10 protein-coding genes are annotated in these 8,053 nt (G+C 67.3%); 5 read left to right on the top strand and 5 right to left on the bottom strand.

Annotation, left to right across the window (positions count from 1 at the left end; genetic code table 11):
- The coding region (locus tag VF542_RS21250; RefSeq protein ID WP_408653699.1) for an ABC transporter substrate-binding protein at positions 1-698 on the bottom strand (698 nt) is incomplete at its 3' end.
- 136 nt (positions 699-834) lie between these two features.
- Between VF542_RS21250 and VF542_RS21245 the strand changes: the two genes are divergently transcribed.
- From VF542_RS21245 to VF542_RS21235, 3 genes are read left to right on the top strand one after another with little or no spacing between them, the layout of a single operon-like run.
- Positions 835-1,890: a zinc-dependent alcohol dehydrogenase gene (locus VF542_RS21245; RefSeq protein WP_408653698.1), complete on the top strand. Its 1,056-nt coding sequence runs from the start codon at positions 835-837 to the stop codon at positions 1,888-1,890.
- On the top strand, positions 1,887-2,687 hold the full coding sequence (locus tag VF542_RS21240) for a sugar phosphate isomerase/epimerase family protein (protein ID WP_408653697.1): 801 nt from the start codon (positions 1,887-1,889) through the stop codon (positions 2,685-2,687). Before VF542_RS21245 ends, VF542_RS21240 begins: the two co-directional genes overlap by 4 nt.
- On the top strand, positions 2,684-4,015 hold the full coding sequence (locus VF542_RS21235; RefSeq protein WP_408653696.1) for an MGH1-like glycoside hydrolase domain-containing protein: 1,332 nt from the start codon (positions 2,684-2,686) through the stop codon (positions 4,013-4,015). The genes VF542_RS21240 and VF542_RS21235 overlap by 4 nt, the downstream gene beginning before the upstream one ends.
- 12 nt (positions 4,016-4,027) lie before the next feature.
- On the opposite strand, the gene VF542_RS21230 is transcribed toward VF542_RS21235, so the two are convergent.
- Positions 4,028-4,375, bottom strand: a complete 348-nt coding sequence (locus tag VF542_RS21230; RefSeq protein ID WP_408653695.1) for a TfoX/Sxy family protein — start codon at positions 4,373-4,375, stop codon at positions 4,028-4,030.
- Between the two features lie 182 nt (positions 4,376-4,557).
- Between VF542_RS21230 and VF542_RS21225 the strand changes: the two genes are divergently transcribed.
- Entirely contained in the window at positions 4,558-4,944 is a 387-nt protein-coding gene (locus VF542_RS21225; protein ID WP_408653694.1) for an ester cyclase, read from the top strand.
- Positions 4,945-5,041: 97 nt separating this feature from the next.
- A complete protein-coding gene (locus VF542_RS21220; protein ID WP_408653693.1) occupies positions 5,042-5,929 on the top strand; it encodes an SIMPL domain-containing protein in 888 nt (295 codons plus the stop codon).
- Between the two features lie 87 nt (positions 5,930-6,016).
- Here the strand turns inward: VF542_RS21220 and VF542_RS21215 are convergent, their stop codons facing one another.
- The 3 genes from VF542_RS21215 to VF542_RS21205 form a co-directional block, all read right to left on the bottom strand.
- Complete coding sequence (locus VF542_RS21215; RefSeq protein WP_408653692.1) at positions 6,017-6,874, bottom strand: aldo/keto reductase; 858 nt, start codon at positions 6,872-6,874, stop codon at positions 6,017-6,019.
- A gap of 149 nt (positions 6,875-7,023) precedes the next feature.
- Positions 7,024-7,425: a universal stress protein gene (locus VF542_RS21210; RefSeq protein WP_408653691.1), complete on the bottom strand. Its 402-nt coding sequence runs from the start codon at positions 7,423-7,425 to the stop codon at positions 7,024-7,026.
- The coding region (locus tag VF542_RS21205; protein WP_408653690.1) for an ATP-binding cassette domain-containing protein at positions 7,422-8,053 on the bottom strand (632 nt) is incomplete at its 5' end. The genes VF542_RS21210 and VF542_RS21205, both read right to left, overlap by 4 nt.

Raw genomic sequence — 8,053 nt, 5'->3', positions numbered from 1 at the left:
ACACAGGCGGCGCTGTCCAGGCTCACCTTGCCGCTGTCGTCGACCATCTGGCAGCCGTTGGCCAGGGCGAAGTACTCGAACGTCTGCTCGGTGAACGAGTCGTTGGGCACCGTGGCCATCGTGATACCCGCCACCTGCGGGCTGTTGAGCTTCCGCGCCGCGGCCTGGATGGCCGCGAAGGTGTTCGGCGCCGCGAGGCCGGCCTTGTCGAAGAGGTCCTTGCGGTAGACCAGCAGCTGCACCCAGGCGTCACTGGGCACCGCGGCCTGCTTGCCCTTGTACTGGGTCAGGCTTACCGCGTTGTCGTTGAATGTCTTCGGGTCCAGATCCCGCAGTACCTGCTGAGTGGTGTCGGTGTCGACCAGCTCGTTGCTGGCCATGTACTGCACGCCCGCCAGCGGCAGCGCGCCGACGACGTCGGGCAGCTTGCCGGCCGCGGCGCCGGAGGTGATCAGCTGCTGGAACTGCTGCTCGTCGATGCCGACGATCTTGACATTGATGCCGGTGGCCGTGGTGAACTTGGCCGCCAGCGCCTGCGTCGCCTTCACCCGGTCGGCGTCGTTCTCCTCGCTCCACACAGTGATCTGTTTTGCCGTGCCCTTGTCCGCGGACTTCGAGGAGTCCGAGGACGAGCAGGCAGCCATCCCGGCGGTACCGAGCAGGATCGCTCCAGCAGCCCCGAGCGCCTTTGTTCTCATGATGTTCCTTTCGGTTCCCCGAGCCGCAGGGGCTCCGGTCAGTCGGGTCGCAGCAGCGTTCGGCCATGCTTAGGACTGATTGAAGCCCTACTTCTGTCGGTTGACAAGACCTAAGTCCGGAACGTTGACTATGGGCATGACACAACCTTCCGCCGAGGTCGTCCGGTTCCTCGGCGACCGGAAGGTCGATCTGCACCCCACCGAGCCGCTGGTTCCGGCACCGGATCAGGTGCGGCTGCGCACGCTGTATTCCGGCATCTCCTCGGGCACCGAGCTGGCGACCTACGCCGGTTCCAACCCCTACCTGCACCGCGGCTGGAATGCCGAAAGCCGGCTGTTCCTCGACGGATCGCCCTCGATCGAGTACCCGGTGGCAGGTGCCGGTTACGAGGAGGTCGGCGAGGTGGTGGAGGTCGGCGCGCAGTCCGACGGCGTCGAGGTCGGTGACCTCGTCTGGGGAATCTGGGGACACCGTAGCGACGGGGTGCTGGCCGCCGCCGATGCGGCGGCCCAGAAGCTTCCGGTCGGCATCGATCCGCTGACCGGGGTCTTCGCCCGGGTCGGCGCGGTCGCGCTCAACGCGGTCATCGACGCCGACGTGCATGTCGGGGAGACCGTGGCGGTGTTCGGGCAGGGTGTCATCGGGTTGCTGGCCACCCGGTTGCTCAGCCTCAGCGGCGCCGACGTCATCGCGATCGACCTGGAACCGCAGCGGCTGAGGCTCAGCCGCGAGTTCGGCGCCCGGCACACCATGCTGGCCACCGACGACCCGGCGGAGGTGGTCCGTGACCTGACCGCGGGGCTGGGCGCCGACGTGTGCATCGAGCTCAGCGGGTCCTATCGCGCGCTGCAGGAAGCTATCCGCACCTGCGCCTACAGCGGCCGGGTGATCGCCTCCGGCTTCTACCAGGGTGATGCGACCGGCCTGCGGCTGGGCGAGGAGTTTCACCACAACCGGATCGAGCTGGTGTCTTCCCAGATCTCCGGGCCTCCACCGCGCTATGCCCATCGCTGGACCAGGCAGCGGCTGCATCGCGGGTTCATGCGGCTGGTCACCCAGGCCCGGATCGACCCGTTGCCGCTGGTGAGCCGGGTGCTGCCTGCCAGCGAGGTCAGCAAGGCCTTCGAGCTCATCACCGATACGCCGGGCGTGCTCCAGGTCGTCCTCGACTTCAGCCAGGAGGCCCGGTGAGGCTCGCCTGCCAGGAACAGCTGATCCCGGGCACCAGTTTGGAGGAGAAGTACGACTGGGCCCAGGCCAACGGCTGGGATGCGATCGAGCTGCGCGGCAAGGGTGATTACGCGTTTCGCGACCGGTTGCCGGAGCTGAACCGGGCCCGGCGCGCCGGAGTCGAGATGCCTACGGTGTGCGTGGAGATGCCGCACTTCATCGGCGCCTTCGATACGCAGCTGCGAGCCGACGCGGTGCGGAACATCGCCTCCCAGCTGAGCGTCATTGCCGAGATCGGCGGCCGCGGCGCCATGACACCAGCGTCCTGGGGGATGTTCAGCTACCGCTTGCCGCCGTTCGTGCCGCCGCGCACCGCCGAGGAAGACCGGACGGTGCTGCTCGAGTCATTGAGCACGCTGGGTGAGCACGCGCTGCGCGAAGGGGTGCAGCTGTACCTCGAACCGCTGAACCGCTACGAGGATCACATGGTCAACCGATTGCAGGACGCGGTGTCCCTGATCGAGGAGATCGGCTGCCCGGCGCTCGGGCTGGTAGCCGACTTCTTCCATATGAACATAGAGGAAACCGATATCAGCGCCTCGCTACGCGCCGCCTTCGGCCACCTTGGGCACATCCAGGTCAGCGATTCCAACAGGCTCGAACCCGGCGCCGGTCACCTGGACTGGGCGCCGGCGATCGCCACCCTCACCGAGCTGGGCTATGACGGCTACTACGCGCTGGAAAGCCGGCTCAGCGCTCCCCCGGAGCAGTCACTGCCAGCCGCGGCCAGCTTCCTGCGGTCGGTCCAACGCCGGTGACCAGTGCAGCAGAGCTCCGCGCCGCTGCCGCCGACGTGCTGTACCGAAACTGGTCCGGCACCGCGACGTTGCCCTCCCGGCAGCAGTATCCCCACCAGTGGAGCTGGGACTCCGCCTTCATCAGCATCGGCTGGGCACACCTTGATGTCAGCCGGGCCAGGCAGGAACTCAGCTCGCTGTTCCTGGGGCAATGGAGTTCGGGCCGGGTGCCGCAGATCGTGTTCAACACCGACACCGATCCGGAGTCCTACTTTCCCGGCCCTGGCTTCTGGCGCAGCACCGCGGCCGCCGGTGCACCCACCGCCGCCACCTCGGGGATCGTGCAACCACCGATCCATTCCCGAGCGGTGCTTGCCACCTACTTGGCCGACGACGGCTCCGACGATGCCCGGCGGTTCCTGCGCACCCTGTACCCGCAACTGCGAGCCTGGCACGGCTACCTGCACAAGCACCGCAACCTGGGCGGCGCCGGCCTGGTGTCCATCGTCCACCCGTGGGAGTCGGGACTGGACAACAGTCCGCTCTGGGACGCGGTGCTGCAGGGCGAGCCGGCCTCGGAGCCGGCTCTCGCCTTCGAACGCCGTGACCTGGTGCACGTCAGCGCGGGCCACCGGCCGACCGACGCGGATTACCTGGCCTATGTCAAGCTCGCGACCCAGTATCGCGATTCGGGCTATGCCGACACCGACCTGGCCGGGCATGGCTTCGTCGTGGAAGATCCGCTGTTCAACGCGCTGCTGCTGGATGCCGAGCTCTGCCTGGCTCGCATCGCGGAGACTCTCGGTGAGGATGCCGGCCCGCATCGTCGCGCCGCCGAAGGCTTGCATGTGGCCATGATGGACAGGCTGTGGAATGCCGACCGGCGGCAATTCGGCGCCCGCGACGTACGGACCGGACAGCTGTCCCAGGTCGCGACCGTCGGCTGCCTGGTGCCCCTGTTGGATCCGTGGCTCGGCCCGGACATCCGCCAGCACATCATCGACCTCGCCTGGTCACCCGACTTTCTCGACGGATGCCAGTACCCGCTGCCCAGCACCGCGTTGACCTCGGCGGAGTTCGACCGGCAGCGGTACTGGCGAGGCCCGGCCTGGATCAACACCAACTGGCTGGTGTGGCTCGCGGCCTGCCAGGCCGACGCGCCCGAGCTGGCGAACCGGATTGCCGACTCGAGCGTGGCGCTGGTGAGCTCCGGCGGCTTCTGGGAGTACTTCGACCCCATCAGCGGCGAGGGCCTGGGAGCGGAGTCATTCAGCTGGAGCGCGGCGCTGACCCTGGACTTCCTGCACCATCTCGACTCGCCCGGGGTGAGCGCCACGAGGACCGGCTGAGGCGCAGCGCTGCTACCGACGCCGAGTGCTCTTACCGGTGACGTGCCTGTTGTAGTCCAGGGCGATGCCGAGCCAGAACGCGAAGTCCTCGTCGGTCTCGAGGGCATCGGAGCTCACGATGATCCAGCCCGTGCTCATCTGTCGCCCACGCATCTCGGCAACCGTCGCGCCCTTTACGGTCAGCTCGTCGACCCGGGCCGGGTCGCAGCGCAGCATCAGGTCACCGTGGGTGTTCGCGGTCAGTGCCAGCTTTCCGTTCACCATGAACGACAGCCCGCCGAACATGCCAACCTCACGAACCGCGGGCTCATCGGCGACAGCTTCGCGAATCCGGTCCGCCAGTTGCTTGCTGTATGCCACGGATGAGAACCCTTCTCTTCTCCTCGACGGACGGGCCAAGACCGGCGCTCCATCGAGGTCCCCATCCTAGACAACGGCCATCCTTGAAAGGATCATCGACTAGGTCTAGCGTCCGAGCCGACGCAACGGGGCGTCGACATCGGGGGATCATCATGTCGGATGCAAGAGCAATCGTGCAGCGTATGTTCGACGAGATCATCAACAAGGGACAGCTCGACGTCGTCGATGAACTGGTCGCCGCGGATTTCCTGGATCACGGTCCGATGGGGGACATTCCGGGCCGTGAGGCATTCAAGACCATGGTGGCGCAATGGCGATCGGCGGTGCCGGACGTTCACTGCGAGCTGGACAACTTCATAGTCGACGGAGAAGACATCGCCTGGGTCGTTCGAACAACCGGCACGCACACCGGAGATGGCCTCGGCTTTCCTGCGACCGGAAAGTCGTTCGAGACGTTGAGCGCGAATATCGGGCGGTTCCGGGACGGCAAGGCGGTAGAGCACTGGGCCGAGCAGGGAATGTTCCCGTTCCTGGTTCAGATCGGGATCATTCCTGCCCCACAGCAGTAGCAGCGGACCTGGCGTTGCGGGTCATGACCTACTCGCAACGTTATGGCCAGTCGACGTCATCTAGGTGGTAATGCAGCATCCCCACCTGGAGGACCGAATGCTCACCATCGCACGCACCACCGTCCCGGTCGCCGTCGCAGGCCTGCTGCTGACCGCCTGCGGCGGCGGCGGCAAGGCCGGCCCAGCCCCCCTCGCCACGGCACCGCTCGGTGCCAACCCGATAGGTGCGGCACCCGACAGCGCGGGGGCATCGATGGGCGCAGCGCCGATGGGTGGGACGGGCATCGATGCCGCGCCGATGAGTGGAGCGGCAGCGGTGAAGGCCGGACTGCCCATGACAGCGGCGGCACCGCTGTCGGTGGACGCTCACACCCTCACCACTCGGGGTATGGGCAAGGCCAGCGGCACGCCGGACACGCTGACGATCATGATCGGCGTGTCGACGCAGGGTTCCAGCGCCAAGGCCGCTCTGGATACCAACAACGCCAAGGCCAACGCGCTGATCGACCTGCTGCGAGGAAGGGGCGTCGCCGCCAAGGATCTGCAGACCCGCCAGTTGAGCATCAACCCGACGTATCACGACAAGTCAGGGACCATCTCGGGCTACCAGGTCGATAACATGGTGCAGGCGACCTTGCACAGCATCGGAAGTGCTGGGGCGCTGCTGGACGCCGCCGCCGGTGCCGCCGGAGATGCGGTGCGAGTGCAACAGATCGGCTTCTCGATAGGCGATGACAGCGCGATGCGGGCCCAGGCCCGGACCCAGGCGGTCAGCCAGGCCACGGCTCAGGCCGCTCAGATCGCCAAGGCCGCCGGTGTCACGCTGGGCCGGATCCGGTCCATCACCGAACTGGCGGACGCCGGTTACCCGATCAGCTACGACATGCGAGGTGCTGTGGGGTCGGCGTCGGCGCCGTCGGTGCCGTTGCAAGCCGGCCAGCAGGAACTGACCATCTCGGTCGACATCGTCTACGACATCAGCTGACACACCCCAGGTCCGAGGACGCTCGTCGACCGCCGCGGCCTTGCGGATCGCATGAATTTCTCCAGGCGCCGATCCCGGTAGCGCGCCCTACCCGTCCAGCCGGGCGATCTCCTCGGGGCTCAGTTCCAGCTCGGCTGCCTGCACGGAGTCCCGGATGGTCTCCGGACGGGAGGACCCCGGAATCGGTATGACGTGCGGTGACTTCGCCAGCATCCAGGCCAGGCACACCTGGTGTGGGCTGACCCCCCGCGAGGCGGCGATCTCGGCGAATGCCGAGTGCTGCTCGCCAAGGCCGCCAGCGGCTGAGATGCCGCCGAACGGGCTCCACGGCAGGAACGCGATCTTCAGCTCGTCACACAACTGGAGTTCCGGCTCGCTGCTGCGGAAGGCCGGCGAGAACTGGTTCTGCACCGATACCAGGCGCCCGCCGAGAATGTCGTTGGCCTGCCGGATCTGTTCCGGATTCCCGTTCGAGATCCCGGCCATCCGAATGGTTCCGGCGTCCAGCAGATCCCGCAGCGCGCCGATCGATTCCGCGTAGGGCACCGACGGGTCGGGGCGGTGGAACTGGTACAGCCCGATCGCGTCGACCCGGAGCCGCTTCGCCGAAGCTTCCGCGGCCTGCTTGAGGTACTCCGGAGAACCGTTGAGCGTCCACGAGCCGTCGCCGGGGCGCAGATGGCCGCCCTTGGTGGCGATCAAGACCTCTGAGGTGTTCCCGCCGTAGCTGGCGATGCCCTTGGCGAGCAGCTCCTCGTTGTGGCCGACCTCGCCGGCGTGCAGGTGATAGGCATCGGCGGTATCGAAGAACGTGACACCGGCCTCGAGCGCGGCGTGGATGGTGCTGATCGAGCGAGCCTCGTCCGGCCTGCCCTCGATGGACATCGGCATGCCGCCGAGCCCGATGGCGCTGACCGACACGTCGCCGATGGTGCGGGTTTTCATGGCACTCCTACTGTGCGGGCACCCATGGGATCGACAGTCCGGCACCAGCTGGCGTCCAGCTGGTGCCGGCTGTCGTCATCCTCGGGCCGCTGTTGGCCGCTGTCATGGTCGGTGTTCATGCTCGCATGCCGCCACGACGACGACCCGGCCTACCCCGCTGTCGCCCGGACCGCGAGCACCGGGCACGGCGCGTCGAGCAGGACCCGCTGGGCGTTGCTGCCCAGGAAGGCCTTGCCGACCGGTGAGCGGCGATGCATCCCCACGACCACCAGGTCGGCGTCGGCCTGTTCGACCGCGGCCAGGATCGCGTCCGAGGCCTGCCCCGTCCCGATATCGACATGCCGGATCTCGTGCGGCACGCCGTCGGAGGTCAGCCGGTCGCCGAGTGCGTCCAGGTCGAGCTCGTCAGCAGCGGTCGGCCGGACATAGCCCGCCTGGTCAACGGCATTGATGACGATGACATCAGTGCGACGCCAGGTGGCCTCGCGTACGGCTTCGGTGACCGCCAGGTAACCGGTCGGGTCCGGGACGTAACCCACCACGACGGTCATGCCGGCACCTTCTCGTTCAGCTCCGGTGGCGGCAGCGCACCCGTCATGATCCCGACCACCTCGTTCATCGTGTAGTCCTGTGGCCGGACCACGGTGGCTCGCCTGCCGAGCCGGTGGATGTGGATCCGGTCGGCGACCTCGAACACCGCGGGAATGTCATGGCTGATCAGCACCACGGGTATGCCGGTTGCGGTGATTCGCTTGATCAGGTCGAGCACCCCCTTGGACTCACGCACGCCCAGCGCGGCGGTGGGCTCGTCCATGATGACGACCTTGCGCCCGAACGCCGCCGCTCTGGCTACCGCTACGGTCTGGCGCTGCCCACCGGACAGGCTGTCGACCGGCTGGGTGATGGACTGCAGCGTCGTGATGCCGAGTTCGTCCATCTGGCGCCGCGACTGGGCCCGCATCTCCTTGACGTCCAGCATCCGCAGAACTGATCCCAGCGGTCCCTTGCGCCTGACCTCGCGGCCGAGGAACAGGTTCGTGGCGATGTCCAGCGCCGGTGCCATGGCAAGGTCCTGGTAGACCGTTTCGATGCCTGCCTTCTGGGCGTCGTGCGGGCTGCGGAAGTGGACCGGCCGGCCGTCGAGCAGGACCTCGCCGGCGTCCGGGATGACGTCGCCCG

This window comes from Jatrophihabitans sp. (genome assembly GCF_036389215.1).
GTDB lineage: Bacteria > Actinomycetota > Actinomycetes > Mycobacteriales > Jatrophihabitantaceae > Jatrophihabitans_A.
The sequence above is the reverse complement of the archived record's forward strand: the minus strand, read 5'-3'. Positions and strand labels throughout refer to the sequence as shown.